The organism is Bradyrhizobium sp. 22, assembly GCF_000482425.1.
Classification (GTDB): domain Bacteria; phylum Pseudomonadota; class Alphaproteobacteria; order Rhizobiales; family Xanthobacteraceae; genus Bradyrhizobium; species Bradyrhizobium japonicum_B.
This window is the reverse complement of the sequence record NZ_KI519399.1, coordinates 33,544-59,259: the sequence shown is the minus strand read 5'-3', so window position 1 is coordinate 59,259 and position 25,716 is coordinate 33,544. Positions and strand designations below refer to the sequence as shown.

Annotated in this window: 20 protein-coding genes; 11 read left to right on the top strand and 9 right to left on the bottom strand. The window is 65.2% G+C overall.

All coding sequences use genetic code 11. The features are described from left to right. Window positions 1–97 precede the first annotated feature (97 nt). The 3 genes from K410_RS0101540 to K410_RS0101530 form a co-directional block, all read right to left on the bottom strand. A complete protein-coding gene (locus tag K410_RS0101540) occupies window positions 98–1,285 on the bottom strand; it encodes a pyridoxal-phosphate-dependent aminotransferase family protein (RefSeq protein WP_028133199.1) in 1,188 nt (395 codons plus the stop codon). A 100-nt stretch (window positions 1,286–1,385) separates the two neighbouring features. Then, window positions 1,386–2,108 carry a thermonuclease family protein gene (locus tag K410_RS0101535; protein ID WP_028133198.1) on the bottom strand — a complete coding sequence of 241 codons (723 nt, stop codon included), beginning with the start codon at window positions 2,106–2,108 and terminating at the stop codon, window positions 1,386–1,388. Window positions 2,109–2,400: 292 nt separating this feature from the next. After that, window positions 2,401–4,128, bottom strand: a complete 1,728-nt coding sequence (locus tag K410_RS0101530; RefSeq protein WP_028133197.1) for a hypothetical protein — start codon at window positions 4,126–4,128, stop codon at window positions 2,401–2,403. A 432-nt stretch (window positions 4,129–4,560) separates the two neighbouring features. Between K410_RS0101530 and K410_RS0101525 the strand changes: the two genes are divergently transcribed. Continuing rightward, on the top strand, window positions 4,561–5,409 hold the full coding sequence (locus K410_RS0101525; protein ID WP_028133196.1) for a caspase family protein: 849 nt from the start codon (window positions 4,561–4,563) through the stop codon (window positions 5,407–5,409). Between the two features lie 183 nt (window positions 5,410–5,592). On the opposite strand, the gene K410_RS0101520 is transcribed toward K410_RS0101525, so the two are convergent. Continuing rightward, window positions 5,593–6,486: an efflux RND transporter periplasmic adaptor subunit gene (locus K410_RS0101520; RefSeq protein ID WP_028133195.1), complete on the bottom strand. Its 894-nt coding sequence runs from the start codon at window positions 6,484–6,486 to the stop codon at window positions 5,593–5,595. Window positions 6,487–6,773: 287 nt separating this feature from the next. Between K410_RS0101520 and K410_RS0101515 the strand changes: the two genes are divergently transcribed. Further along, window positions 6,774–7,385, top strand: a complete 612-nt coding sequence (locus K410_RS0101515) for a PAS domain-containing protein (RefSeq protein WP_028133194.1) — start codon at window positions 6,774–6,776, stop codon at window positions 7,383–7,385. Window positions 7,386–7,391: 6 nt separating this feature from the next. On the opposite strand, the gene K410_RS41245 is transcribed toward K410_RS0101515, so the two are convergent. Together K410_RS41245 and K410_RS0101505 are read right to left on the bottom strand one after the other, a co-directional pair. Further along, a complete protein-coding gene (locus K410_RS41245; RefSeq protein ID WP_257180939.1) occupies window positions 7,392–7,523 on the bottom strand; it encodes a hypothetical protein in 132 nt (43 codons plus the stop codon). A gap of 125 nt (window positions 7,524–7,648) precedes the next feature. Next, window positions 7,649–7,798, bottom strand: coding sequence for a hypothetical protein (locus tag K410_RS0101505; RefSeq protein ID WP_155253189.1), 150 nt, complete (start codon window positions 7,796–7,798; stop codon window positions 7,649–7,651). 275 nt (window positions 7,799–8,073) lie between these two features. On the opposite strand from K410_RS0101505, the gene K410_RS41240 reads away from it, so the two are divergent. The 4 genes from K410_RS41240 (at window position 8,074) to K410_RS0101480 (ending at window position 12,315) form a co-directional block, all read left to right on the top strand. Next, window positions 8,074–8,196 (top strand): hypothetical protein, encoded by a 123-nt coding sequence (locus K410_RS41240; protein WP_257178809.1) that lies wholly within the window; start codon window positions 8,074–8,076, stop codon window positions 8,194–8,196. Between the two features lie 220 nt (window positions 8,197–8,416). Continuing rightward, complete coding sequence (locus tag K410_RS36370) at window positions 8,417–9,394, top strand: phosphatase PAP2 family protein (RefSeq protein ID WP_049819891.1); 978 nt, start codon at window positions 8,417–8,419, stop codon at window positions 9,392–9,394. A 128-nt stretch (window positions 9,395–9,522) separates the two neighbouring features. Beyond that, entirely contained in the window at window positions 9,523–10,659 is a 1,137-nt protein-coding gene (locus K410_RS0101485; RefSeq protein ID WP_028133192.1) for a LysM peptidoglycan-binding domain-containing protein, read from the top strand. A gap of 327 nt (window positions 10,660–10,986) precedes the next feature. After that, window positions 10,987–12,315 carry a Spy/CpxP family protein refolding chaperone gene (locus K410_RS0101480; RefSeq protein ID WP_049819890.1) on the top strand — a complete coding sequence of 443 codons (1,329 nt, stop codon included), beginning with the start codon at window positions 10,987–10,989 and terminating at the stop codon, window positions 12,313–12,315. Here the strand turns inward: K410_RS0101480 and K410_RS0101475 are convergent, their stop codons facing one another. Then, window positions 12,316–13,143 carry a hypothetical protein gene (locus K410_RS0101475; RefSeq protein ID WP_433994193.1) on the bottom strand — a complete coding sequence of 276 codons (828 nt, stop codon included), beginning with the start codon at window positions 13,141–13,143 and terminating at the stop codon, window positions 12,316–12,318. A gap of 175 nt (window positions 13,144–13,318) precedes the next feature. Between K410_RS0101475 and K410_RS0101470 the strand changes: the two genes are divergently transcribed. From K410_RS0101470 to K410_RS0101450, 5 genes are read left to right on the top strand one after another with little or no spacing between them, the layout of a single operon-like run. Next, a complete protein-coding gene (locus K410_RS0101470) occupies window positions 13,319–16,057 on the top strand; it encodes a type I restriction endonuclease subunit R (protein WP_028133189.1) in 2,739 nt (912 codons plus the stop codon). Then, on the top strand, window positions 16,057–17,619 hold the full coding sequence (locus tag K410_RS38255) for a restriction endonuclease subunit S (RefSeq protein ID WP_080672108.1): 1,563 nt from the start codon (window positions 16,057–16,059) through the stop codon (window positions 17,617–17,619). The genes K410_RS0101470 and K410_RS38255 overlap by 1 nt, the downstream gene beginning before the upstream one ends. Window positions 17,620–17,654: 35 nt before the next feature. Then, entirely contained in the window at window positions 17,655–17,885 is a 231-nt protein-coding gene (locus tag K410_RS0101460; protein ID WP_028133187.1) for an AbrB/MazE/SpoVT family DNA-binding domain-containing protein, read from the top strand. After that, the gene (locus tag K410_RS0101455) at window positions 17,882–18,286 is read left to right on the top strand and encodes a PIN domain-containing protein (RefSeq protein ID WP_028133186.1); all 405 of its coding nucleotides are present in this window, start codon (window positions 17,882–17,884) and stop codon (window positions 18,284–18,286) included. The genes K410_RS0101460 and K410_RS0101455 overlap by 4 nt, the downstream gene beginning before the upstream one ends. Continuing rightward, on the top strand, window positions 18,283–19,737 hold the full coding sequence (locus tag K410_RS0101450) for a type I restriction-modification system subunit M (RefSeq protein ID WP_028133185.1): 1,455 nt from the start codon (window positions 18,283–18,285) through the stop codon (window positions 19,735–19,737). The genes K410_RS0101455 and K410_RS0101450 overlap by 4 nt, the downstream gene beginning before the upstream one ends. Window positions 19,738–20,862: 1,125 nt before the next feature. On the opposite strand, the gene K410_RS0101445 is transcribed toward K410_RS0101450, so the two are convergent. Both K410_RS0101445 and K410_RS0101440 read right to left on the bottom strand, forming a co-directional pair. Continuing rightward, window positions 20,863–23,310 carry an adenylate/guanylate cyclase domain-containing protein gene (locus tag K410_RS0101445; RefSeq protein WP_028133184.1) on the bottom strand — a complete coding sequence of 816 codons (2,448 nt, stop codon included), beginning with the start codon at window positions 23,308–23,310 and terminating at the stop codon, window positions 20,863–20,865. Between the two features lie 171 nt (window positions 23,311–23,481). Continuing rightward, window positions 23,482–25,557: an AsmA family protein gene (locus K410_RS0101440; protein WP_028133183.1), complete on the bottom strand. Its 2,076-nt coding sequence runs from the start codon at window positions 25,555–25,557 to the stop codon at window positions 23,482–23,484. Between the last annotated feature and the right edge of the window lie 159 nt (window positions 25,558–25,716).

The following is a 25,716-nucleotide window of genomic DNA, read 5'->3' as shown; positions in this document are numbered from 1 at the left end:
GTGGCTATGGGTCCCGGATCTGCGCTCCACGCTGACAACGCTGCGCGTTGCCAGCGCTCCGCTTGTCCGGGACGACAGCCGTGATTGTGGCTCCGCCCTACGCCGCCACCTCGTCGCCGAGATACGATACCGCCGCCTCCATCCCGCCCTTGCCGTGCGGGATCTTCAGCGCGTTGAGGCCGACCTCGATCACGCCGAGCGTGCCGAGCAGCATCGGCGCATTGACGTGGCCCATATGGGCGATGCGGAAGGCCTGGCCGGAGAGGTCGCCGATGCCGGTGCCGAGCACCACGCCGCACTTGTCCTTACAATAGCGTTGCAGCACCGCGGGGTCGTAGCCGTTGCTCATGGTCACCGTGGTCACGGTGTTGGAGCGCTCGCTGGCTTCGGCGACGTTGAAGCCGAGCACCTGGCCTTCCGCCCAGACGGCAACGGCGCGGCGCGCGGCTTCGCCGAGCAGGCTGTGGCGGCGGAAGGCGTTCTCGAGCCCTTCCTCGTGCAGCAGGTCGATCGCACGGCGCAAGGCGAACAACAGATGCACCGGCGCGGTACCGGCATATTTGCGATAATTCTCGGTGCCCTCGCGCTCGCTCCAGCTCCAATAGGGCGTCGACATGTTGGCCTTCTTGTGCACCTCGAGCGCGCGCGCATTGGCGGCGACGAAGCCGAGGCCGGGCGGCGTCATCAGGCCCTTCTGCGAGCCGGACATCGCAACGTCGATGCCCCATTTGTCCATCTCGAACGGCATGCAGCCGAGCGAGGCCACGGTGTCGACCATGTACAGCGCGGGATGGCCGCTCGCCTTGATCGCCTTGCCGATCGCCTCGATGTCGTTCTGCACGCCCGAGGCGGTGTCGACCTGGACCACGACGACGGCCTTGATGCTGTGCTCCTTGTCGCGGCGCAGGCGCTCCTCGACCTCGTGCGGCCGCACCGCGCGGCGCCAGTCGCCCTTGAGCACCTCGACCTCGGCGCCCATCAGCGCCGCCGCATTGCCCCAGCCGATCGCGAAACGGCCGCTCTCCAGCACCAGCACCTTGTCGCCGCGCGACAGCACGTTGCTGAGCGCCGCCTCCCAGGCGCCGTGACCGTTGGCGATGTAGATGTAGGACTTACCCTTGGTCGCGAACAATTTCGAGATGTCGCCGAGCAGGCTCTCGGTCAGGTCGAGCATCTCCTTGGAATAGATGTCGATCGCCGGACGGTGCATCGCCCGCAGCACCTCGTCGGGCATCGTGGTGGGCCCGGGGATGGCCAGAAACTCCCGGCCCGCGCGAACGGTCATTGCTGTCGGTCCTTGTTGCCAGAGAACAGATTGGTGGGTTGCTGAATCACGTTTTACGCGCGGCCCGGGATCGAGAAAAGCACGTAAAACGCAGGTCTGGTTATCGCTTGGTCTCGCGGCAGCCGGCGGCTTCGGCCTCCTCGACCGAGCAGAACCAGCGGGTGCCCTTGCTGATCTTCATCTTGATCTGGGTGTACCAGCGGCTGGTCGGCCGGTGGAAGATGCACTCGCCGGCGCTGTTGACGTTGCCTTTGATGGTGCAATCCGGGGAGGGGGCGACGGGGCCCGAGGCCGAGGCGAGCAGCACCGCATGCGCCCCGTCGGGCGGCTTGGTGGCACCCAGGATCACGGTCTTCTTGTTGCGGACGCGCCAGTCCCAGGGCGCGATGAAGGCGCCCTGCCACATCCCGGCCTTGGCCTCACGCGCGGCCTTTTCGTCCGCTTCGTAATCATGGGACATGCGGGTGTAGGCCAGCGCCCAGCCGCTGCGCACCAGCCATTTCTGGATGTCCTCGCCGCCGACCTCGCAGCGCGCCACGGTGCGGCCGCGCCGGTCGATCGACCTCGTGTGGCAGACCCAGGTCTTGCCGTCGGCATGCTTGGCGAGCTCGTCGCGCGCCGCAATCCCGCAGGTCCAGCGCTCGGTCTTGGTGTTGAGGCAGAGCTGGTCGATCGCGGGCGCGTCGATGCCGCCGAGCCGGATCCGCGTGTTGCCGATCACCACGGCGTCGCCGGCGCGAACCTTCGCCGTGCCGGTGATGTCGGCGGCGTGCGCGAGCGAGGGGGCGAGGAAAGCCAGCGCAATCAGGGATTTTCGCAACATGCCGGTCCGGGTGTGATGAAAATCTCGATAGAACGCGCAATTGTGGTCGGCTTTTGGCCTGCCGGCCAGCTTATGCCTGACGATGAGCTTTCAACTTCCCGTCATTGCGCGATGGCTTGTTTACCCTCCCCTGGAGGGGGAGGGTCGGCACGTGATCGAGCGAAGCGAGATTGCGTGACGGGGTGGGGTGATCTCTCCACGCAAACGCTGCCCGTGTTGAGAGGTCACCCCACCCCGCTCGCGCTGCGCGCGATCGACCCTCCCCCTCCAGGGGAGGGTAAGAGAAACCATCTCACCCCCGCACCATCGCCCGCTTCGCCAGCGCCAGCCCCATCAGCACGAAGGCCGACGTCACCTCCGGCCCGCCCACCAGGATCCGCGTCGGCGTCTTCATCTTGTTCCACTCATAGGCGCGGAACGGGCCGCGGCGGCCGCCTTCGCCGACGGCACCGACGATGACGTTCAGCGCCGGCGCGAAGTCGCGCGGGGCGGCGCCGAGATGGCCGAGCGCGATCAGCGCCAGCGCGGCGTCGAACGCGTTCATCTCCGCGGCCATCAGCTCGCTCTTGACGTAGGACAGCACGCGGTGGCGGATGAAGTCGAAATCGCCGCCGGGATCGATCGCGGCGCGCGCCGCCGGCGACAGCGCCAGGAAGGCCGCATAGCAGCGGCCGAAATAGGCGCTGTAGAGTTCCGGCAGGTAATAGATGTGGGAACGCGGATTGGCGAAGGCGCCGCTCGCGGCGAGCCGCTTCTGGAAGCCGATGATGCGATGCACCGTGGCAAGCCGCGACGGCGTCTCCAGCACTTTCCAGCGCGTCAGGTTGCGAAAGCTCACCTCGAGAATGTCGAGATTGAGCGTCGGATCGAGATCGTTGCCGTAGGGCCGCTCGCCCGCGAGGTTGTCGATCCAGGTCGCGACCCCGCCCTCGTAATCGATGTTGTCGTTGAGCGGCACGGTCACGCGCGGTGCGTTGATTCCGGCGCGCACCTGGTAGCCGGCATAGAAGTCGAGCAGCGGCTGGTCGATGATCGGATCAAGGCAGCCGGCCTGCGTCGCTGCCGAGATCGAGCACGCCGTGGTGTCGCAATCCGGCACGTAGACGCCGAAACCGAGATCCTGCTTGATCTGCGCGAAGTAGCGCGAGAAGCGCGGATGCGGCGCCGGCGCCAGCGCGGTGACGACGTTGAAGCGCGCGCCGTCGATACCCTCGACCTCTTCGCGGCTGATGTTGATGCAGAAATCCACCATGTCGGCGATGGCGCGCTGTGCCGCGACCTTGTCGGCCGGCGAGGCGAGGCCGCTCTCGCCGTAGCTCAGCAGCGCCTCGATGAAGAACGCATCGTAATAGGCCGAGCGGTGCCGGATCTGCACCGGCTCCCACATCGGCTCGGCGATTCCCCGCCAGGGCGGATTGACGACGGCTGCGGCCTTCGAGCGCGCGATGAAGACGCGGGCGAGGTTGAACAGCAGCGAGGAATTCTTGTAGCCGCGGGCGTTGAGACCCGTGAGCGCCATGATCAGCTCGCGGCCGCGGAAATCGGGATCGCCGATCAGGTTGAAGGCGGCATAGGTCGGCAGGAAGCCGTTCTTGCGGTAGGAGCCGAGCAGATGCTGCGCGCAGTCGCGGATCACCGCGTCGATCTGCGCTTGCGGCGGCGCGGCGCCGGTGAGCATTGCCGGCGGCGGCTTGGGATGGTCGAGCGCGATGCTGTCGACGAGATCGGCGACCGGCTGGCCGACCGCCGCCCAGTCCGGCTCGGCCTCGTCGCGGGCGCGCACCAGCGCCTCGCGCAGCGCCGTCAGCCTGGCCTCGTCGCGCAGCTCGGGCAGCCCGGCCCGCCGCAGCAGCACCCGCAGCGCGGGATTGCCGAGCGCGGTCTTGTAGAATTTGGCGAGATGCGGATCGCCGCCGGCCGGGCCCGAGAGGACGGGATCGCAGACGTCGTAAAGCGAGGGGCCGTCCTTCGGCGCCAGCAGCGCCCGGCAGGCGGCGCCGGCAAAATAATGAAAGCTCATGAAGTACTCGGTCGCGGGGACTTTGGCGGGGTTCGGCCAGGGGCCGGCCAGCGCGCTCCCAGCCGCGCGCCACCCCCTGCAAGTCGTTGAAAAGGCTACCCGGATTCGCAGGAAAAACAAATGTGATGAGAGTCACGGAAGAAGCCGGCACGAAGGCTGCATGATCGGACCCGGAAGGGTACGGGGAGAGCAGAAAATGCAGACATTGAGGCAGCGGAATTATCAAGTATCTTCAGTGTCTTAGCTGAAATATTGAGCAATCTGTTGCCGGGCCCCCTATATCCGGTTAAAGGTTTGTTTGGTGCGGCGCCGCAAATTGCGCGCAATTCGGGGGCACATCCCCGGCCAATCCCTCAAACCTAAAGACGCTATCGCGCTACTCAAACAGTGTGCGCGCGCTTGGCTGGTCTTTGGCACAGGAAACGAACCGAGATGAATGTAAAGCAGCTCGACCTTTCCCGACGCACCATCGCGGTGGCCGCGGCCCTGATTGGCACGGTCTCGCTGGTGATCGGCGCCCATGCTGCTCTCAACATGCGTGCGATCGATGCCGCCAAGGCCGTCTCGACCGACCAGATCACCGGCCCGATCGGCCAGTCCTCGCGCCTCGCGCTGGTCATCGGCAATGGACATTATCCCGACGCCAGCGCGCCGCTGACGCAGTCGATCAACGACGCCCGCGCGCTGTGCTCGTCCCTGCGCAAGGACGGCTTCGACGTCGACATGGTGGAAGACGCGACCCGGGACGACATGGTCCGCGCCGTGAACCGCCTGAAGTCCCGGATCAAGCGCGACAGCGTCGTCATGCTGTTCTTCGGCGGCTACGGCGTGCAGGCCGGCCGCGAGAGCTACATGCTGCCGGTCGACGCCGCGATCTGGAAGGAAAGCGACGTCCGCCGCCAGGGCGTCTCGATCGACGGCGTGCTCGAGATGATGAAGGAGCAGGGCGCCAAGGCCAAGCTCGTCGTCGTCGACGCCTCCCGCCGTAACCCCTACGAGCGCCGCTTCCGCTCCTACAGCCACGGTCTCGCGCCGATCAGCGCGTCCGACAATGCGCTGATCCTCTCCTCGGCCTCGCCCGGCAAGGTCGTCGACGACGGCAAGGGCGAGCACAGCGTGCTGGTCAGCGAGTTCCTGAGCAACCTCAATGCCAAGGGCAGCGCCGAAAGCGTCTTCAACAAGACCCGCCTCGCCATCTCCCGCGCCAGCGAAGGCGACCAGGTCCCGACCGTCTCCTCCTCGCTGCTCGAAGACGTCCGTTTCGGCGAAGCCGGCGGCTAGATTTTCAAGAGAGCTTGCAACGTCTCGTGCCCCGGACGCGGCGCATCATGCAATGATGCGACGCTGAGCCGGGGTCCAGTTTTTTTGGACGGTCGTTTGTGACGAGATGGGTCCCGGCTCTGCGCAGCAGCGTTACACGCTGCAGCGCGTCCGGGACACGAGAAATCTTGCGAGATCGTGCTGCTACTTCGCCGCTTCCGCGCTCGCCATCACCGGACGCACGGGATCGCCTTCACGCAGCAGCGCGCCGGCGCGGGCGACGACGACATCGCCTTCGTTGAGGCCGTCGCGAATCTCGATGTTGCCGCCCGACATCAAGCCGACCTCGACACGCTTGGTCTCGACGCGGTTGCGGCGGATCACCTGCACCACGGTGCCGGCGGAGGAATATTGCACTGATGTCAGCGGCACCGCGACGTTGCAGCTCTGCCCGGTCTTGATCAGCGCGCGCCCGCTCGCCTTCAGCAGCAGCCGCTTCTGCGATGAGATGCCGATATAGACCATGCCCTGCTGGATGTTGGGCTCGATGGTCGCGCCGATACGGCGCACCTTGCCGTCGATGTCGCCGCTGCCTGAGATCCGCACCGTCGCCGGCTGATTGACGGCGAGCTTGCGCACGTCGGAGGTCGCGACGAGGCCGACGAGATCGTATTCGCTGCGCGCCACGATCGTGAACAGCGCCTCGCCCTTGGCCGAGGCGAAATTGCCGATCTGGGCGGTCGATGTCGCGATCACGCCCGCCACGGGTGCGGTGACCTGCAGCGTGCCGCCCTCGGGCAGCGCCAGCCGCGCCAGCACCTGGCCGGCGGTGGTGGTGTCGCCGGCTTCCGCCAGCACGTCCGTGACCTTCAGGCCCGGACGCTCGGGCCGCACCGAGGTCTCCTCCCGCGCGATGATCGTGCCGGTGGCCTCGACGATGTCGGAGAAGCAGGATTTTGCGACTTTCAGCACCGTGACCGCCGGCCCCTTGGGCGCCTCGTCATCGGCGGCTATGGCCGGACATGAACCGAGGGCCAGCACGCCGGCGACGGCTGCCGGACACAGGCTTCGAACAACGGCACGGGGCAAATGACGCATCGGAAATTCCACGGGTTCTATGCTTCCAATCGATAGCAGATGGCAGGGTCGCGGACTACGGCAGCGTTGTCTCCAAAAAGGCGGCCGTGCCGCCCGGGCCGTCGCAGCAAGTCCTTGATTAGTCGCAGGATTGGAGAACAGGTTCGCCTTTTTGCCGGGCGGGCGCGCGCTCGGCCCTACTTCCAAAGTGCGACTATCACGGTCTTCTCACATGCGAGAGCCGCCTGTATGGGATTAGGATCAGAAGGACGCGGCATCGTCGCCGCACAGCTCATGGTTGAAATGGGATGCAACGGTTCGTCTGCGAGCAGAATATCGCTCATTTCGAGCGGCTGCTCCATGAAGCGACCGATCCGACGGTCCAGAACACGGTGCGGGGGCTGCTGGCATCGGCCCAGCGCCAATTGGCGTTGCTGAGTTCGGCGGCGTCAGGCGCCGATGCGACGCCGCTCGAACAGCGGCGGCGGCAGCACGGTGACGCCGACATGATCCGGCGGCAATTCCAGCCCGAATTCGATGCCTCGCCGCATCCCTACATGCTGCTGGACCCGGGGCCGGGCCTGTTGATCGTCGACATCAACGATGCCTATGCCGCGGCGACCTTGACCGACCGGACCGAAATCGTCGGCCGGTCGCTGTTCGAGATATTCCCTGACAATCCCGACGACCCGCTCGCCGATGGCGTCAGCAATCTCTACGGCAGCTTGAGGATCGTGGCCGAGACGGGGCAGGCGCACGCCATGGCGATCCAGCGCTACGACATCCGCGATCCCGGCGGGATTTTTATCGAGCGTCACTGGCAGCCGATCAACTCGCCGATCCACGACCCGGCGGGTTGTCTGCTCTACCTGCTGCACCACGTCGAGGACGTCACGGCGCAAGTCACGAGAGGGCGGTAACCGCCTTCAGCCGCGGCGCTCGCCCAGCGGCTTGCCGCTGGCCCGGTCGATCAGATGCAGCCGCGTGCAGGCCGGACAGGACACCGACTCATGCGTGCGGTCGGTCGGCTCGTTGCTGAGCCGATGCTGCACGTTCATGCCCGTCTGCGGGCATTTGAAGACAATATGACGGTCCATAGCCGTTGATATGACGGCAAGGCGCGCTTTCCGAAATTACGGATGTTTACGTTACGGATGTTTACGTAGGCCGTGGGGCGCCCAGCTCACGGCAGGGTCACGAACTCCACCCAGTTCGGCTTCTTGCCGGTCGAATAGGATTTCAGCTTGGCCATTTGATCGATGCCGAAATCGTATCGGTGGCCGCGTGGACGTCCCTGGCATTCCGTCGTGCACCGCAAGGTGCGCCATCCCATGCGATCGTCCGCGGCCAAATTGGCGGGCACCATGCGAACCAAAGCCGCGCCAGCGCATTGAACCCGCATGCCCCGTGAAAACGATCTTGAAGGTAAGCCCGACATGGGCGGCAAGCATGGCGGTCAGGCCGGCCTCCCCAAGTCGCCGCCCCGCCCGAACCTGGGCGAGCGCGATGAGGACGTCGTGGCAAAGCGCCACAGCGGCCAAACCGATCGTGCTCCGCCGCCGACCAAGTCAAGATAGTGCCCAACATAGCGCCGATGGAGGCTGGCTCGTGTTTTGGATCTATTGGAACACTGCCTGGTCGCTGATCATCAGCGGCATCTGGGTCGCCACCATCGTCAGCCATCCCGACGCCGAGTTCGTCGAAATCACCGCGGCCAAACAGAAGCTCTGAGTCCGCGAGCTATCATCAAGCAAGATCCCGCATCTCCAGCGGTTTGACCCCATTATCGGACGGCGGCTCTGGTCGCGCACGGCCGGCTGAAGGCAATTGAAGGGTCCGGAGAACGACTCTCTTAATCTTCGTCCGATAAAGCTGGCCCATCTGGCGGGGCCGCATTCTCATACCTCATCCCGCCGGTCGTTCCCGTCGCCGTCCCGGACGATCGCCGCCCATGAGCCACCCCATCGCCCCTGATCAGTCGAAGCACGCCGATCGCATCGCCTGGCTCGCGATCGGGTCCACGGCCGCTGTCGTGCTGATCGCGGCGATGCTAGGGCCGTTCCGGATCGAATGGATCTCGTTCTGGAAACCTGCCCTCGTCGGCGGCCTGCTCCTATCGTTGAGCTGGTTCTACGCGACGGTCCGCAAGGACGCGGCCCTCGCCGGCGCGTTGATCGCGGCGGCCCAGCTCATTGCGTTCGCAGCCGTCGCCGCGCCGCTGTCCTATGTCGCGGCGAGCGCGGCATTGCCGCTGTGGGACCGCGAGTTCGCCGCGCTGGACCGGCAGCTCGGCTTCGACTGGATGTCGTGGCTCGATGCCATGAACGCCGCGCCGCTTCTGCACCGGACGCTGGCGCTTGCCTATGCGAGCTTTGCCGTGCAAGCGACCGCGATCGTCCTCGTTCTGGCCGCCGCGGGGCATGCCCTGCGATTGCGCGTCTTCATGCTGAGCTTCGTGCTGACGACGCTTCTGACCATCGGCGTGTCGACCTTGATGCCGGCGCAGGGCGTCTGGGGCTATCTGGATCTATCGGCGGCCAACGCGCCGGCGATCGTGCCTGTTACGCGGGATCTGCCGCTTCCCGTGTTCTTTGGCTTGCGCGACGGAACCATCCGTCAGCTGGTCGCGGAGGGCGCCGACGGCATCATCAGCTTCCCGAGCCTGCATGCCGCGCTCGGATTGCTGTTCCTGCTGGCGCTGTGGCCGGTGAGATATATCGGCGGCATCGCCGCCCTGCTCAACGTTGCGATGATCGCGGCGACGCCGGTGGATGGAAGCCATTATTTCTGCGACGTCATCGCTGGCCTCGCGATCGCGCTGTTGAGCTGGCTCGCCGTGCAACGCGCGCTCGCCCGCCTGGCGGATCAACGAATGCAGCGTGTCGGGCCTGTCGCAGCCGACGCCGTCTTCGCCCGCGTTCCGGAATGATCGCGTCCGCCAAAGCCTGATCCGGAAAAGGGGGAGGCCGGGCGATCATCCCTTCGACCGGCTTGCTGCCGCGGCCAAATCGGCGCACCTTGCCGGCCTCGGTTGATTTGCCATCCAAGGTTTTTCCGATGATCACCGCATCCAAGGCCTTCATTGCTTTCTGCCTGCTCGCACTGGTCGGCACGGTGCTGGTGATCGGCCCGACCGAGCTGCGCCGCATGCTGCCGGACGGGGCCAAGACCGCAATCGCCGCCAAGCCGGAAGTTAAGCCGGAAGCCAAGCCGGAGACCAAGGTCGAACCCAAAGTCGAGGCCAAGGCCGAGCTCAAGGCCGAGCTCAAGACCGAGCTCAAGCCCGAGCCGAAACCGGAACAGCCGAAACCGGATCAGCCCAAGCCGGGTCAGCTCAAGCCGGATCAGCCCAAGCTGGCTGCCGTCGCGCCGCCCGCACCCGAACCTGCGCCGGCGGCGGTCCCGGCCCCCGAGCCGAAGCCGGCCACGCTGGCCGAGATCCAGAAGCAGGCCGCGGCGCTGCCCGATCTCGCGCCGGCCCAGCCGCCGGCCGCCGACACCGGGCCCCGTTTCGACGTCGCCCGTGTCGACGATCACGGCGAGGCGGCGGTGATCGCGGGCCGGGCCGCGCCGGGAGCCAAGGTCGAGCTGCTGCGCGACGGCAAGCCGCTCGATACGGTGATCGCCGACGCCTCGGGCCAGTTCGTGATGATGCCGCCGCAGCTTCCCGCCGGCTCCTATGAATTGACGCTGCGGGCCCAGGCGCCGGATGGCACGGTGACGCAATCCGGCAAGACCATGCCGGTGACCATCGCCGAGGCGGCGCCGGCGCCCGCGCGCCCGGCACAGGTCGCGCGGCAAGAGACCAGGCCGGAAATCAAGCCGGAGCCGAAGCAGGCCGAGAAGGCCGATGACAAGTCGGACGTCGTGGCGGCGCTGCCGTCGGCGTCGCCGCGACTGGCGTCAGTGCCCGACCGGCCAGCGCCCCGGCCGAAACCCCGGGCCATGGCGCGGGTGCCCGCCGCCACCACGACGGTGGCATCGGCCTCGCCGGCCGAGGTGCTTCACACGGCACCGGAGGCCGGCGCCAGCCGCGTGATCTCCCGCGGCGACAGCCTGTGGGCGCTCAGCCGGCTCGCCTACGGCGACGGCGCCCGCTACGCCGTCATCTTCAACGCCAACCGCGACAAGATCAGCAACCCCAATCTGATCTATCCCGGCCAGACCTTTGTGGTGCCGCAAAAGCCGGAGTGAGCGGGAGCTTCGCCTGCGGGGCGCTATCGCGAGGCATTTGAGACCGCTCGGACAGCGTCATGGCCGGGCTTGTCCCGGCCATCCACGTCTCTTGCTAGCACGGAGAACGTGGATGCCCGGGACAAGCCCGGGCATGACGACCTCTGCTGCACAAATGCGAGGCGAGGGATCCTGCGGCCATTCTTCGAAAATGCTGACTTTGGCGGACGCCGCGACGCTTTTCCCTGTGTCTCCCCGGAACAAATGGTTCCGTAACGCGTCATGTCCCCTGCGACGCAGTGCGCGCGTGGCAGCTGGGAGGAGGCCGGATTGGTCAGATCGGCGGTCATGTCGGGACGCATGGGACTGGCGCTGACCGGCGCGACCCTCCTGATTGCGGCCGTGCTGCTGCCCGAGAGAGCCGAGGCGCAATTCGGAATCCGCGGCGGCCCGCTCGGCGTGGCGCGTTTCGCCGTCGGCCACATGCTCGGCATGTCGCGCCTGCGCCATTCCCGCATGGCGGTGCGCGGCAGCCGCTACCGCTCCGCGGCCTTGCGCTCGCAAGATCCGCGCGGCGCCGAGCGCGGCCGGCTCGCCAACCCTTATATGCTCCGCGCGGCGCTCACCGCGCAGGCCGCGCTTGCGGGCTGGCAGGGCGGCCGCCGCATGCAAGGCTGGTGGCGCCATCCCGACGGCAGCTATGGCTGGACCGGCCCGGTGTTCTGGCCGTTCGCGCACGACGACCTCACCAACGCCATCATCCTCGGCGATGCGACCAGCCTTTCGCTCTACGGCTATGGCGACATCTATGCCGCGATCTTCGCGCCCTATGCGGCGACGGAGCTAGCGGCCTACACCGCCCCGCAAGGCCGCCGCGGCCGGCGCGTCCCCACCGCCGAGGCCCTGTGCGAGGCCAGCGATAGCGGCGGCCTGCCGGTCGACCGCATCGCCGCAGCCGTGGCCCCCAACGAATTGCAGCGCACCGCGCTCGACGAGCTCGCCTCCGCCTGGAGCAACGCGCGCGACATCATTCGCGCCGCCTGTCCGGCGCAGGCGCCGACTGCTGCCGCCGAGCGCCTCGGCCTGATGCGCGAGCGCCTGGACGCCATGATCAAGGCCATCGACGCGGTCGCGCCGCCGCTTGCGAAGTTCACGGACCTGCTCGACGACGAACAGAAGGCCCGGCTCAACGCGCTCGGGAGCGAGCGCCGCGCCGCGCTGGCGTCGATGCAGCGCAAGGATCTGAACAAGCATCTGAACCAGGATTCGAGCAAGGAAGCGAACAAGGATTCGAGCAAGGATGCGCAGGCGGCCGCCGCCTGCAGTGCCGACGCCGATCCCCGCTATGACGAAAAGCTGCAGCGTCAATACGAGCAGCTGGTGCAGCAGCAATGGCCCGCCAACGACATCGCCGCCACGCTGCGCCTCGACGAGACCGCCCGCGCCCGCTTCGAGGTGCTGCAGGACACCGCGCTCCGCACCATGCAGACGCTCAGCCCCTGCCCCGCGGAGGCCGCCGCGACCCCGCAGGCCCGCCTCGCCGCCGCCAAGGCGCGGCTGGAAGCGATGCTTGCCGCCGTGAACGGCGTCGCGGACGCGCTCGACGATTTCGAGGCGGATTTGAGCGACGAGCAGAAGGCGGGTTTCGAGGCGATCGGGCCGAAGCGGGGGGCGTGATCAGCCGCACGCCCAGTCGAACTTCATGTCCCTGAAGTCGAGCTGCGCGTTGCCGCCGCCGAAATTGTAACCGCCGAAATATTCCTCGAACTCGATGTAGAACGGGCTCATCTCCGGCACCGCCTGGCACGGCCGCACGGTGCCGCCGAGATGGTTGTGGGCGTGGTCCTTGGCCCAGTCATGGAGGCGGAAATTGTCGCGGCCCGGCTTGCCGCCGACATAATAGTAATAGGGCTGATATCCGGTCGGCGGATTTTCCCTGGTGTATTCGTCCTGCGGACCCTTGCCGGCATTGGGATCATCAGCGCGCGGCATCATGCCGATCGCGCGGGTCTCGCTGAGATCGGCGCGCGGCGGAGCGGCAAACATCTTCTTGGCGTAAGCCGGCGCAGCCTCGAAGAACGCGCAGGCGCCGCCGACATCGAGCCAGCGCGGCCGCTCGGCGCTCGCCAGCGCAAGCGGCGCCGGCGGCATTGCGAACGGGCCGTCATATTCGGCCCTCGTCAGCAGCAGCGCCGCGTATTCGTAGTTTAGAATGTCGGTCATGCGCGAGAGCCGCGGATGCAAGGGGCGCGCCTTCACGGCCTCGCGGACTTCAGGGTCATCGGGCGCGCCGCCGTCATTGTGATCGGGCGCGGTGGCAAAGAACGACAACGCGACGATGTCCGCGCCATGCACGCGATAATCCTCCGGCAGCTTCAGCGTGAAGCCGTGCATCAAGGGATAACCGGTGACGGGATCGAGCGGCCATTCTTCGCTCGCGATGCCCGGCGGCAGCCCAAACACCCAGCCCTGGTCGCGCGCCCGGTCGACCGGCCGGTCCAGCATCTGCAGATCATGAGCACGCGAAGGCGGGGCAAAGGCCACGGGCGGTCTCCCATCGAAGCTGCCTCGCCGTTGAGGCGAGGGTTAGTCGCGGGGAGGGGGGATGGGGTTCGGGGGGCAAACTCGTGGTCTCTTGGTAGGGCTTCCAGCCAGGCTTCTGTTCGCCTAAAAGTTGCTGATGAACGAATTCGCCTTCCACCCTGAGGACAAGGCGCGGTCGCTGATCGACCGGCAATTGGCCGCTTCAGGGTGGGTCATCCAGTCCAGGGAGGACATGAACCTCGGCGCCGCGGTAGGCGTGGCGGTCCGCGAATTTCCGACCGATTCCGGCCCGGTTGACTATGCCCTGTTCGTCGGCCGCAAGCTTTGCGGAGTGATCGAGGCGAAGGCCGAAGGAATGACCTTGTCCGGGTTTTCCGAGCAGGCTTCACGTTACATTGCCGACGCACCGAAGCATCTCGTCCGCGAAGAGGGGCAGGTCCGGTTCGAATACGTCGCCTCGGGCACAGAGAGCCTGTTTCGGGACCACGCTGATCCTGATGCGGTTTCAAGGCGCATCTTCTCGTTTCATCGGCCGGAGACGCTGGAGCGCTGGATCAAGGAGCCGGTCACGCTGCGCGGCCGGCTGCGGGCAATGCCGCCGTTCCTCACCGATGGCCTGCGCGCCTGCCAGGTCGACGCCGTCTCCGCGCTCGAAAAGTCGATGGCGGAAAACCACCCGCGCGCGCTGGTGCAGATGGCGACCGGCGCCGGCAAGACGTTCACGGCCTGCACGCTGAGCTATCGGCTGCTCGCGCATGCTGGCTTCAAGCGCATCCTGTTTCTGGCCGATCGCGCCAACCTCGTGCGCCAGACCCGTGACGAATATCTCGCCTACCGGCCGCCCGGGACCGGGCGATCGTTCTCCGAGATCTACAACGTGCAGAAGCTCGGCGGGGCCGGGCTCGACAAGGACGCGGCGATCGTGATCGCCACGATCCAGCGCGTCTATTCCGTCTTGACCGGCAAGGAACTGTCGGAGGACGAGGAAGAGGCCTCCTCGTTCGAGGCGTCCCGCGCCGAGACCGAGCGCCTCGTGTCCTACAACCCGTCGGTCCCCATTGAGGCCTTCGACCTCGTCATCACCGACGAATGCCACCGCTCGATCTACGGCACCTGGCGTCAGGTGCTGGAGTATTTCGACGCCTTCACCATCGGTTTGACGGCAACACCGTCGCTGCACACGCTCGGTTTCTTCGGCCGGAATCTGGTCGCGCAATATCCCTATGAGCGATCGGTTGTCGAAGGCGTCAATGTCGGTTTCGATATCTTTCGCATCCGCACCGAGATCGGCGAACGCGGCAGCACGGTCAAGGCGGGATACGATCTGCCGGTTCGCGACAAGCGCACGCGCGCCGAGCGCTACGAGACGCTGGATGCGGACTTCAGCTACACGCCGGACCAGCTCGACCGTTCGGTGCTGGTGCCGAACCAGATACGAACGGTGCTCGAAACCTATCGCGCATCGCTGTTCACCGAGCTGTTTCCGGGCCGCACCGAGGTTCCGAAGACGCTGATCTTTGCCAAGGACGATCATCACGCCGAGGAGATCACCAATCTCGTCCGCGAGGTCTTCGGAAAGGGCAACGACTTCGCCAAGAAGATCACCTACAAGACCGACGGCGGCGACCCCGAGGCCATCATCCGCGCGTTCCGCAACGACTATCATCCGCGCATCGCCGTCACCGTCGACATGATCGCCACCGGCACCGACGTGAAACCGCTCGAAGTCCTGATCTTCCTGCGCGACGTCAAGTCCGAGCTCTATTTCGAGCAGATGAAGGGCCGCGGCGCGCGCACCATTCCTGCGGACAAGCTGCGCGAGGTGACGCCAGACGCCGAGGCGAAGACCCGCTTCGTGCTGATCGACGCCGTCGGCGTCACCGAAAGCCTCAAATCGGTTTCGCAGCCGCTGGAGCGCAATCGCGCGGTCTCCTTCGACCGCTTGATCGACGATATCGCCGCCGGCCGGCGCGACGATGATGCCTTCGCGACCCTGGCCGGCCGTCTGGCGGCGCTCGATCGCCGCATTGGCGACAAGGACCGCGCCGCCATCGTGAAGGCCTCGGGCGGTATCGACCTTGCCGGCTTGGCCTCACGTCTGCTGAGCGCGATCGATCCGGATGCATTAGCTGCACGGGTGGCGAAAGACGCGCCTGAACCCGAACAGAAGAAAGCCCGGGAGGCCGCCAAGGACGAGGCCGCGACGATTTTGGACGATCCGGCGCTGCGGCGTCTGCTGAAAGAGGTCAAGGCTGCCGCGGATATCCGCATCGACACCATTTCCACGGATGCCGTGGTGTCGTCCGGCTGGGATGAGAAAAAGGCAACCGATACCGTCGAAAGATTCAAGCGCTTTCTCGACGAGCGCCGCGACGAGCTTGCCGCCCTGCAAATCCTCTATCGCCTGCCTTATGCACAGCGCCGTTTGACCTATGAGGCCGTGGATGATTTGAAGGAGGCGCTGAAGCGTCCGCCCTGGCTGCTGGAGCCGGTCGACATCTGGCGCGCCTACAAGCGGCTGGCGTCGGAAAAAGTGCGGGGCAATCCGGCGGGCACGTTGGCTGACATCGTGATGCTGGTGCGCTATGCGATCGGGGAAGCGGAGTCACTTGAATCTCTTCCTTCGGTCATTGCCGGCAGGTTCAATCTCTGGCTCGGCCGCGAGGAAAAGGCGGGACGAACCTACAGCGATGAGCAACGGAACTGGCTGATGGCGATCCGCGATCACCTCGGCGTCAACATCGAGATCAGGTCTGAGGACATGATGGATGCGCCGGAATTTTCCGCGCGCGGCGGCATCGTGAGGGCGCGGGCGTTGTTTGGGGTGAGGCTGCCGGCATTGCTGGATGAATTGACGGATGTGTTGGTGGCTTGATGGATTTGGTGGTGGGAGATCAGAGTCAGACGGCCAGGAATGGGTTGTGGGCCTTACCGGAAGGCTGGGTATGGATGCCTCTTGGCGCCCTCGGGACTTGGACCGGCGGAGGTACGCCGTCAAAAGCCAACGCTTTGTTCTGGGAAAACGGGACCGTTCCATGGGTCTCTCCAAAGGACATGAAGGTCGAAATCATCGGGGAGACCGAAGACAAGATTACGCCAGAGGCTGTCGCATCCTCTTCCGCGAAGTATGTGCCCGAAGGATCGGTTCTGATGGTGATGAGGTCTGGCATTCTTCGCCACTCGTTTCCCGTAGCCGTCACAGACCGGGTCGTAACGCTCAATCAAGATTTGCGCGCCCTTGCACCGCGTGCGGGAATCGATCCACGCTACATCGCTCGCTATCTTGCGCTCGCGACGCAACGGGTGCTTCACGAGTGCTCCAAGGATGGCACGACCGTCAACAGCATTGAGGTTTCGGCATTGGAGCGACTTCCAGTTCCTCTAGCTCCCTTGTCAGAGCAGCGCCGCATCGTAGCGCGCATAGATGCGCTATTCTCCGAGATAGGCGTGGGCGAAGCGGCGCTAGTCGAGGCGCGGAAAGGATTGGAGACATTCCGTCGTGCGTTGCTGAAGGCCGCCGTGACGGGCGAACTAACCAAAGACTGGCGCGCCGCTAATCCAACCAACGACCGTGATCACGATCTACTCGCATGCATTGAAAGAGAACGAGCGGAGAAGGCGTCCACCCGTGGCCGTAGTCCCCGTAGCGTTGACGCCTTACCTCCGGACGCTCGTACTCTCCCTGCGCTTCCAGACGGCTGGATTTGGGAGACTCTGGAACGGCTTTCGTGGGCAAGCTCTTACGGCACGTCGGTGAAGTGCGCACAAGACGCGCACGGAGACGCTGTTCTAAGGATTCCAAACATTCGAGGGGGCGAGATTGTCTACGGAGATCTAAAGTTCGCTACGACAGATCTACGCCTAACACCTAACGATTTTGTAGCCCCGGGCGACCTGTTAGTCATTCGAACGAACGGTAGTGAAACCCTGATCGGGAGAGGTGGGATCTGCGACCGAAAGCCAGATCAACCAACTTATTTTGCATCTTATCTCATTCGATTTCGGTTGCTTGGCGATGGGCTGATTTGGCGATGGGTCTCGAACTTCTTCGAGTCTCCGCCGGTCCGCCAGTGGATGACTCGTAAAATTGCAAGTTCTGCAGGACAGTACAATGTGAGCCAGTCCAACTTGGCATCGTTGCCCATCCCTGTTCCACCGTTTGCTGAGATGAGTGAAATCCTCCGCCGCATCTCGGATGCTGTCGTTACCTCTGCGGACACGCTCGCGCATTTGGAGGCCGAAGTCACTGACGCCGCGCGGCTGAAGCAATCCATTCTCAAGGCAGCCTTCGAAGGACGCTTGGTCCCGCAGCATGCGGCAGACGAGCCGGCGAGCGTGCTGCTCGCGCGATTTGCCGCCGACCGGATCCCGGCCAAGCGGGCGGGGGCAAAGTCGTCGCGATCAAAAGGCCTTGCACGATTAGGATATACGTCATAAGATATACATTATTCAATGTATATCTTGAGGGCTTTATGCAGGTCTCCAAATGGGGTAACAGCCTGGCAATTCGCCTCCCCAAGGCCCTGGTCGATGAACTCGGCCTCAAGGAAGGCGACGAAATCGACGTCGTATCCGCTCGAAAGGACACGATCGCGATCGAGACCAAGGAAGAACGCCGCCGGCGGGCGATCGAGAACATGCGGGCGCGCAACTGGCCGGCCTCCGCCTGGAAGTTCGATCGCGACGAGGCGAACGAGCGGTGAGTGCCTTCATTGATACGAATATCCTCGTTTACGCCCAGCAGACCGGCCCCAAGGCGACCATCTCGCGCGATATCATTGCCCGCGGCGGTACGATCAGCGTGCAGGTTTTGAACGAGCTGACAAATGTGCTGCGAAAGAAAGACAATCGAAGCTGGCGCGACATCGAGCTCGTTCTCGACGACGTCGACGCCGCGCTTGACCCTGCTCTGCCGCTGACCGCCGCGACCACCCGCGCGGCGCTTGCGCTCGCACGGGATCACGGCTTCTCCTTTTATGACGCGCTGATCGTTGCCGCGGCGATCGAAGCCGGCTGCGACGTGCTCTACAGCGTGGACCTGCAGCACGGCCGCAGCATCGGCGGGCTCGCCATCGTCAATCCGTTTCTCGCGGGTACGCCATGAACCCCCAAAGCCTCATCGCAAAAGTCTGGAATTTCGCGCACGTCCTGCGCGACCAGGGCGTCTCCTATCAGGCCTATATCAGCCAGATTTCCTATCTTCTCTTCCTCAAGATGGACGAGGAGCGCGTCACCCAGATCGGCGAAGCATCGATGCTGCCCGAGGGCGCACGCTGGGAAGACATCAAGGACCTCTCCGGCGAAGCGCTGAGCGAGACTTACGCGAAGCTGCTGGAGAAGCTGTCAAAGCAGAGCGGCATTATCGGCGCGATCTTCCTGAAAGCGCAGAGTGAAATTCAGGACCCGGCCAAGCTCAAGCGGCTCGTTGGCCTGATCGACAGCGAGACATGGCTTGGGCTGCCGGTGGATGTGAAGGGCAACATCTACGAAGGGCTACTTGCCCGCAACGCAGAGGATGTCAAATCGGGGGCGGGCCAATACTTCACGCCGCGGCCGCTGATCGAAGCCATGGTGGAAGTGGTCGATCCCGAGCCGCACCAGACCATTCATGATCCCGCCTGCGGCACGGCTGGGTTTTTGCTTGCTGCCTGGGAGCACATGAAGCGGCACAAGAAAGCGCGCGATCGTGCCGTCTACTCGGCACTGAAGAACAAGTTCTCCGGTATCGATATCGTCCCCGAAGTCGTGCGCCTCGCCGCGATGAACCTCTATCTTCACGGCATCACCGGCGTCGATTCCATCGTCGAAGCCAAGGATGCGCTTCTTGGTGCGGGCGGCAAGACCTACGACGTCATCCTCACCAATCCTCCGTTCGGCAAGAAGCAGAGCTATCGCATCGTCCGTGACGACGGCGAGATCGACAGCGAGCGCGAGGATTACGACCGGCAGGATTTCTTCGTCACCACCTCCAACAAGCAGCTCAATTTCCTCCAGCACATCATGACGGTACTGGCGCAAAACGGCGAAGCCGCCGTGGTGCTGCCCGACAATGTCCTGTTCGAAGGCGGGGCCGGCGAAACCATCCGCCGTCGTCTGTTGCAGAATTTCGATTTCCATACGCTGCTGCGATTGCCGACCGGCATCTTCTACAAGCAGGGCGTCAAGGCGAACGTGCTGTTCTTCGACAAGAAACCGCCCTCCGAGACCGCGGCGACGAAAGAGCTATGGATCTATGATCTGCGGACCAATCAGCGCTTCACCTTGAAAGAGCGCCCGATGGTTCGCGCGGACCTCGACGATTTCGTTGCGTGCTATCACTCGGGCCGTCGCTCGCAACGTCAGGAGACCGAGAAGTTCAGGCGATTTCCACTCGACACTCTGTTTGCCCGCGACAAGGTCAACCTTGACATCTTCTGGCTGAAGGATCACGCGCTTGATGATCCCGACTTGCTTCCGTCGCCGGATGAGGCCGCTGCCGAAATCGTGGAAAGCCTGGAGACGGCACTGGATCGCTTCCGCAACGTCGCCAAGGCACTTGGCGAAAAGCTTGCCTGACATTCCATCGTGTCATATTACCAGCACGTTGCTCAACGCTCGCAAACGCGGGACGCGTAGCTTTCTCATTCGTCCTTTCGTTCGAACTTGACATTTCAAAACCGAGTTGCGGCGGCTTTTCGCCGCTGACATGAAGCCGATGCTGATCTCAAGAGAGCGCTTGGTTGAGCTGGCAGACTTGCCGGATTGCAGGATCGATACCTCCGAGATTGCAGAAGCAAGCGATACCTTCTTTCGCGTTGCCAAGCTGCGACAACCCAGCCCGCCGAGACGAGCCCCAGAGGAGCCTTCAGAGCGTGAGGAGCCTTAGCCCCAAGATCCGATGGCGTCCTTGCCAGTGTTTTGCGCGACGCGTCAAAAAGAAGCTTCGCCACTCCATCTGGCATCTTCGTAACCCATTGATCTTGCAGGCCGTGTCTACTGTGCATGGGGTTGTTTTCGATAATTGAACAGGTCCGAGCTGCCATCGGCAACGTGTAAGAACTTATTACAAGTTCACGCTCGCGCCCTCGCTTGGCTTCGAATAATCAAAATTTCTCTTTACCCGAACCACGACACACCCTATACTCCCTCGCAACTCATCCTCCGGTAAGGGACGGATCGCGATCGTCAGGGTTCGTGGGGTGAGGGGCGGTGGACGCGGGCAGCGTTGGCGCCAAATGCGGTCGCAGGGCGGGGTAGTCCCCCGTGAGCGATCAGCGGGCGCGTGTACGACGGCGCAGCTTGCGTACGGCAAAATCGTGTGGTCGTGACGCCCGACATTCCGGCGTCAAGTCTTGCGGCGGTGCGATCGTCCGACCGGACGGTGCATCCGATGACAGCTGCAAGGCGACGGTGGCAACGGGAAATCGTCTCACCGGCGAGAGCGCGACATAAGCCGTTTCAACCATCGCGCAGGGAAGGCCGGGCATCCGGCCGCACCTGTTTTCTCCCCTGTGAGCGACTTATTACGCACTCACGCACAGGGGTCTTGCGGGTGCCAGCCGGTGCCCGGCCTTCCCTGCGCCCTTCCATTTCGAAGGGCCGCAAAACCCAGCAAAACCCGGGCGCCATGTGCCGCGGGATCGCGACGCGCTGTCGGTGAGTGATCGTGAGTAGTCAAGGAATCCTTGACGACTCGCTTGCTTAACCGCGTCGCCGCACCGCCGTCGCATCCACCACGTTCTCCGCCTCATCGTTCCAGCTCAAAATCTCCATCGCCAGCACCGGGTGATTGAACCCCTTGAGCTGGAGATCGTCGAGGGCGCGGGCTTCGACGAAAGGCTCGACCATGCCGTAGACGCGGCGGCTGACCACGATCTGATTGGGCTTGGCTTCGCCGCACAGGCGCGAGGCGAGGTTGGTGACGCTGCCGATCGCGGCATATTCCAGCCGCTGCTCGAAGCCGACCTGGCCGAGCGTGGCATAGCCGAGCGCGATGCCGATGCCGAACCCCAGGCTGTGGCCGCGGTTGCGCCAGCGCTCGGTGAGGGGGCCGATGGTGTCGCGCATCTCCACCGCCATCTTCACGGCGCGCCGGGTGTGGTCCTCGAACTGGATCGGCGCGTTGAACAGGATCATCACGCCGTCGCCGGCATATTTGTCGAGCGTGCCCTCGTATTTGAAGATCAGCCCGCCCAGCGCGGCGTGATATTCGCGCAGCACGTTCATCGCCTCTTCGGGCTCGGTCGCTTCGGTGAACGCGGTGAAGCCGCGCAGGTCGCAGAACACCACCGTCACCTCGCGACGCTGGCTGGTGAGCAGCCCTTCCGGGCTGTCGGAGGAGGCGATCAGCTGCGCCACCTGCGGCGCCAGGAAGCGCTCGAGCTTGCGGATGCGCTCGATCTCGCCGAGCTGGGTCTTGACCCGCTCCTCCAGCGACTTGTTCCAGTCCTTGAGCTGCTCGGTCTGTATCCGCAGCTTGTCGGCCTGGGCGCGCACGGTCGCGTTGGCGGCCTCGAGCTCGCGGCCCTTGTGGTCGACCTCGGTGAACAGGCGCGCATTGCGCATCGCCAGCACGGCCTGGCTTGCGAAGGTCCGCATCAGGCCGATCAGGCTGGGTGCGAACGCGCCGCCGGCGCGGCGCAGCACCACCAGCGAGCCGAGCGTGCCCTGCTGGTCGACCAGCGGCACCACCAGCACCGAGCGGAAGCCGGCCGCGAGCGCGGCCTCGCGCAGCGGCTGCTCGGCCGCCTGATCGAGGTCGGCGAGCGCGATCGGCTCGCCGCTTCTGGCGGCATCGCTCAGGATGTTGTCGCCTTCGTCGATGGTGACATGCGCGCCGTCGGCGGATTTGTCGATGCCGCCGGCCTCGACCAGGGTGAAGCGGCGCCGCTCGGCGTCGAAGCCGTAGATCAGCACGGCATCGGCATGGGTGATCTCGATCGCGCGCGCGGCAATCGTCGGCAGCACCGCGTCGAGATCGAGCGAGGCGGCGAGCGCGCGGCCGACCTCCTCCAGCACCTTCAGCTCGTTGATCGATTGCGCGAGATCGCGCGTGCGCTCCTCGACCTTGGTCTCCAGGTTCGAATAGGTCTCCTGGATCTGGTCGGCCATGCGGTTGAACTGGCTAGCGAGGTCCTCCAGCTCGTCCGATGTGTGCACGTCGATGCGGTGGCTGAAATCGCCTTCGCCGAGCTTATGCGCGCCGTCGCGCAGCGCCGTGATCGGGATGATCATGCGGCGGGCGAGCAGCGTGCCGGCGAGGATCGCGACCATCAGGCCCATCCCGATCAAGAGCGCGATGCGCACCAGCTGGTCGCGGATCGGCATCAGGGCCTGCGTGGTCGGCTGCTCGAACAGCACGCTCCAGCCGAGCTTCGGCACGACGCTGGCGGCGCTCATCACCGCATGGCCGTTGAAGTCGGTGCCGGACGTCTCGGCTTCGTGGCCGGGGGCAATCGCGGCCGCGACCTGCGGCAGCTTCGACAGGTCCTTGCCGATCTCGGGCCCCTTCGACGACGTCGCCAGCACGCGGCCGCGCGGATCGACCACATAGGCAAAGGCGGCCTTGCCGACCTGCGCGTCGGACAGGAGGTCGGAGAGGAAGCCGAGGTCGATCTCGGCCACGGTGACGCCGGCATTGAAGCCGGAATGCGCCACCGAGATCGACATCATGGGCGTGCCGTCGGCGAACCAGGCCGGCGCGTAGCTGACGCCGCGGGCGACCGTCTCGGTGAAGCGGATGTCGCGGGAGAGGTCGGCGTTGCTGCCGGTCGTGGTCGACTGGCGCGAGACGCGCAGCACCTCGCGGCCCTCGCCGTTGAGCTGGAACAGCTGGTTGACGACCGAAACCTGGTGCAGCAGCGAGGCGTAGTCGGCGCGGCGCTTCTCGAGCGTGTCCTGGCTCGCCCGCGTCACCCAGCTGATCTGGCGGTCGAGTTCCGAGATCGACTGCTCGATGCGCCGGGCGGCGCTTTGCGCCTTGTCCTCCAGGCCGCCGGTGAGCTGGGTCCTGGTGGCGCGGTAGGAGATCCAGGTCTCCATCGCGCCGTTGACCGCGAGAACGAACACGACGAGGCCGACGAGGGAGACGACGTATTTGGCGAACAGGCCCCCGCGCAGAGATCGTGTCTTGTCGTTCGCTCCCGCCATCCCGATCCTCTCGCGCCGCCATCGACGCCGACGCTATGGGCCGCAGGGCCCATGCGGGGTCGTTCTATCACAATTTTGGCCAAAGGACCGCCGCGCGGCCCGGGGACGAGCCGGCGTGGTTACCCGCTGCGGACGCCGGGGCGGGTGGAAGGAGGGATGGTCGCAGTCCCATCAGCGGTTGAAGAGCTGCCGCAGCACGTCGTTCATTGGCTGACTGTCCTGCTGCGCGACCGGCGGGTCGTCCAGAGCAGGGGCCGCGGGCGAAGCCTGCGGCGCCGGCGTGGAGGGCGTGCCCGGCAAGCTGCGGCTGCGGCTACTGCCTGGCGCGGCGCCGGTGCTGCTTCCCGCGCCACCGGACAATCCCTGCTGGATCAAATTGCCGAGCGCCTCGCCCAGCGGGCCGCCGAGCAGATTGTTCTGCCCGGGCTGCTGCGCCTGCGGATTGGCATTGCCGGCCGCATTGCCGCTGGGCGCAGTGGTGCCGCCAAGACCGAGATTGCCGCCGAGACCGCCCAGAATGTTGCCGAGCCCGGCGCCGTCAGGGCCGAACAGGCCCTTGCCCATCTCGCGCAGCTTGGCATAGGCGGCGTCCGGATTGTCCAGTATGCCGGCCATGTCGGGGTAGATCCGCGGCTGCGACCAGGAGCCCTGGATCATCACGGGAATGCCGAAGCCGACCGGTTCATTGGTGCGGCCCTGGCCTTCGGTGGTCATCACCAGCTTCGGCTCGACCCGAAAACCCATCATCTTGGTGTCGAGCGCGATGGTGCCGGCGCCGGTGACGCGCACGAGCGGCCCGATCAGATTGAGATCGGTCGTCACCGCCTGCCCCTTGTCGATGCGGAACGAGGCGGAGAGCTGCGACAGGTCCGTGCTTTGCTCCTGACTGGGGCTCTGGCTGTCCTGCCAGCCCGACAGCGTGCCCGACGTCAGCGAGCGGATCATCTGCGCGACGTTGATGCCGCGGATGGCGCCGTCCTGGAAATTGACGAAGGCGGTGCCCTGCATGTTCGCCATCAGGGCGCGCTGGCTGGTGCCGGCGCTGCGCAGCGCGAGCTTGGCCTGCAGCTTGCCGTCGATGCGGTCGAACTCGGCAAGGCCCTGAAGCAGCGGCAGCGCGCGCACGCCGACAAGGTCGGAATGCATGGCAAAGCTCGGCGCGCCCGTGGTCGCATCCAGGATCACCTCGCCCGAGACCTGGCCGCCATAGGCGCCGAGCTTGGCGGTGCCGGCCTTCAGCACGCCGCCGGCGAGCTTGCCATCGAGCGCCAGCGGCGCGAGCTTGGCATCGCCGATCACGGCCTCGTTCGCGGAAATCCTCACCTGCGCATCGACATAATTGAGCCCGGAGACGTCGATCGGCGCATTGCTCCAGGGTTGCCCGGACGCACCCTGCGGCGATTTCGCCAGCGGAATCGCCAGCCGCTGGAAGTCGAGATCGACTTTCACCAGCGGCTTGCTCGCGATGTCGACCGACGCCCAGCCGTTGAACGCGCCGTCGCCGAGCCGGCCGTTGACGCCGTTGATCATCACGACGTCGCCGCTCATCCGCATCTCGGCGTGACCGGTGAGTTGCGACTTCAGCACATCAGGCATGTCGATGGCGAAATCCACCGGGATGGTCGGGCGGTCGGTGGACGATGCCGGCGCGGTCGCCTTGATGTCGAACTTGGTCGGATGGTCGCCGACGCGCGCGGTGCCGGTGACGTCGACCTTGCGGTCGCGGCCGACGATCGCCTCGGCGTTGATGGCGCTGATGCGGCCCTCGACGCGATCGCGCAGGCGGGAGAAGGCGACTTCGCCGTCGGTGACCTTGACGCGGTCGATCGACGCGCCGTCGACCTTGAGCGCGGGCGGCTTGGCGGAAGATCCGGCATTCGGCAGGCGCTCACGCAGCAGCGGCTGGTAGAGCACGGGACGGGTGACGATGAGCTCGCTGATCTCGGGACGGCCCGACCACAGGCTGGAGAACGACATCTCGGCCTGCACGCTGTCGACCGTCAGGCGGGTGATGCCGCTGCGATCCCTGGGGTCGGCAAGCGTGAGGTCGTTCAGGGTGACGTTCAGCGTCGGCCACAGGCTGATCTTCGTGGTACCGTCGATCGACAACCGATAGCCGGTCGCACTCTCGACCCGCGAGGCGATCGTCGAGGTCAGGAAGCCCGATGGGATCCCGATCACCAGCAGGATTGCGGTCACGATGATGATTGCGGCCAAAGCCGCGCCGGCGAATTTCACTGCTCTCATGTCGACTTTCCAACGACGGACAGTCGGCGTCGAATCCCGCCGGCCACCCATCCTTCGCGCCTTGAGTTTATCCCCGGACGGGAAGCGGCTCCAAGCGCGTAAAAATAGTCAGGGGGTGCTGCAAAGTTATGTGACTTATGACACACTTCTCCGGCGCGG